This is a genomic window from Rhodobacter lacus, from assembly GCF_042683065.1.
Taxonomy (GTDB): domain Bacteria; phylum Pseudomonadota; class Alphaproteobacteria; order Rhodobacterales; family Rhodobacteraceae; genus Rhodobacter; species Rhodobacter lacus.
In genome coordinates, this window is record NZ_JBHUIX010000029.1 from 1 (window position 1) to 2,735 (window position 2,735).

The following is a 2,735-nucleotide window of genomic DNA, read 5'->3' on the forward strand; positions in this document are numbered from 1 at the left end:
GCCTCACCACTCACGGCGGCGCTCGTCTCCGCAACGCTCGCCTGCAGCGCGCTGATCTGGGCAGCCTGCGCGCTGTCTGCCGTGGCCCGCGCGCGCGCCTCCTGCACCACGAGCGCGGCGGAGCCGTCGATCGCCGCGCCAAGCTCGGTGCGCAGCGTGGCCAGCGCCACCCGATCCTCATCGACGAGCGCGCGCATGTCCTGGCCAGCGAGAGCAATGTCTGTCCGCGTCACCTCGCGCGCCGCATAGCCCTGCACAAGTGCCGCAACCGAGGCGCGGGCTGCGTCATCGAGGCGGCGCCCCTGCACCACCGCATCGGTGAGCATCAGGCTATAGCGCGCCCCGTCAAAGGCGCCGAGCGTCTCTTCGACCGTGGTGAGGCGGCTGGCGGCAGCGTCAAACTCGCTGCGCGTCACCACAGTTTCCAGGGTCGCCAGCGCCGCATCAAGCGCGGTCGAGACCGTGCCCAGCGTGGCGGCAATGCCGTCGATCTCGATCTGCGAGGCCGAGAGCGCCACCGTTGCCGCGAGGCTGTCGAGCGTCAGCTGCACATCGGTGATCCTCGCCGTCAGATCGTCGATCACCGGGATCTGCGTCGGATCGAGCAGCGCCTCGGAGACGGCGGCGCTCACATCGGCATAGGTTGCCCTGAGCGCGATCTGGCCCGCCAGCGCATCAAGGCTCAGGCTGACCGCCGAGAGCGCATCGTCGATCCGCCCGACCGCCTCGATCCGCGCCGTGCCGGTGGCGGGATCGACATAGATCCCGGCATCCGCCATCCGGGTCTGGGCCGCCGAGACCGCGAGGAGCGCCGAGGTGAGGGCCGCGCCGAGCGCATCAACCCGCGCCGCCACGGCGCGCTGATCGGGGCGCATCGCCTCAAGATCGGCCCGCGCTTCGGCCAGATCGATCGCCACCGGCGCAAGGGCTTCGGCGGCCTCGGTGCGCAACGTGTCCACCGCCGCATCCAGATTGCCCTGCACCTCATTGGCGGCAGCCGCAGCCGCCTCGGCCCGCGCCTGTGCCGCGTCGATCGCGCCCTGCACATCGGCGGCGAGATCGTCGCGCGTGATCTCGACCGCGCCCGTGGTCACCGCGATCTCACCGGACCAGACGAAGGCGCCGGTCAGATCGGAGAGCAGCGCACCGCGCACATGATAGGTCGTCTCTGGCGCCACGCCGGTCAGCGTCCAGTGATGCGGCGCGCCATAGGGCAATGCGGTGTCAAAGCTGGCGGTGGCCTCGCCGTCCTTGCGGATCTGCACCCGCAGCGCCGAGACGCCAACCTCATCAGAGGCGCAGGAGACGCGCACCGCGGGCACCCGCGCCCGGCTGCGCGCATCCGTCACCATCACGGCACTGGCGGCAAACCCCTCGATCCCCTGCGCCGTCTGCACCGGGTTGGCAGGCACCGTCACCGTGCGCGGCAGCTCAAAATCGCTCGACCAGTCATAATCGGCAGGATCGACCTCGCGCAGCGTCACGCCCACGCACATGCCCGCGGTCTTTTGCACGCTTTCGACGAGGAATGCCTTGGCCGCATAGCCGTTGCGCGCCGAGCTCCAGCTGATCATGTCGAGCGGCTCCAGCGCATAGGCCATCGGCGGCAGGTGGAACTGGTGCGTGCGCTGGCGTCGGTAATCGCGCATCTGCATCCGCATCAGCCGCTGCACCTGATCCGCGTAAGGCGCCGCCGGATAGCTCAGCGATGTGGGCAGATACCGCCCGCCATCGTCAGCCGTGGCCACCGCGTCGATATATTCCGGCGCATCCTTGCTGGCCCATTTTTCTTGCGGCTCGGGATAGGTGGCCGAGAGCGCGTTGAAGGTCTCGCTCACCGCGGCGAAGGGGCGATAGCTCTGCCCCTCGGTGATCAGGATATCCTCATCGGTGATCGACAACACCGCCGCGCCGGGCAGATCAACGAGCGGCTTGAGCATGCCGCCCACCTCGGCAAAGCGCAGGTTTGCGGCGCGGCCCAGTTCCTCGAGCACGCTCAAGGGCTCCATGTCGACGGTGATTTCGGCGCCGCAGCGATAGGCGGGCTCGGTGCCCCCGGAGGCCAGCGCCACCGGGGCATCGCAGGCATTCATTGCCGCGACCCATTCGGCAAAGGGCAACCGCCAGGCCGCAAGGTTGCGCCCGCCGAAGATCCATTCGGCGCCCCGATAGACCCCGCGCGCGATGTTATAGGCGATCACAGCGGGGTTGCGGGTGGGCGCATAGCTCGCCCGGTCACCCCAGCGGTGCGCGCCAGCCCCGCCCACCGTGGTGTCAAGGCGCGGGTCATACATCGGGAGCGGCGCGAGCTCCCACAGATAGGTGGGATAGCTCGTGAGCTCATCGCTGTTGTAGCAGGTGGTCACCACGACGTAGCTTTTGCCGGTGCCGATATGGTCCGCCGTCCAGGGGTAATCGGGATCCGCCCCGAAGGCCCAGACGAGATAGGGGTCGGCGGCGGTCTGGGTGCCGTCGAAGTGCTTGACGAAGATATGCGGGCCATCATCGCCGTCATAAACCGCGACCGAGCGGCCCACGTAGATCTGCCCCGCGCCGGGCGTGGCGCTCGCCGATTTCGCCAGCGGCCCCACATCGCCCGGATCATCGCCCGCCGTCACAAAGGCATGCGCTACCGCGCCGGTGGACCATTCGGCCCGCTCGTCATCGACCCAGAGCCCGGCCAGATCCTGCGGCAGGCAGGAAAGCTCGATCACATCGACGATGTAGCGCGTGTT

General features: G+C 68.9%; 1 pseudogene. It reads right to left on the reverse strand.

The features are described from left to right. A pseudogene (locus ACFSM0_RS17730) lies at positions 1-2,735 on the reverse strand (hypothetical protein); the annotation flags it as partial.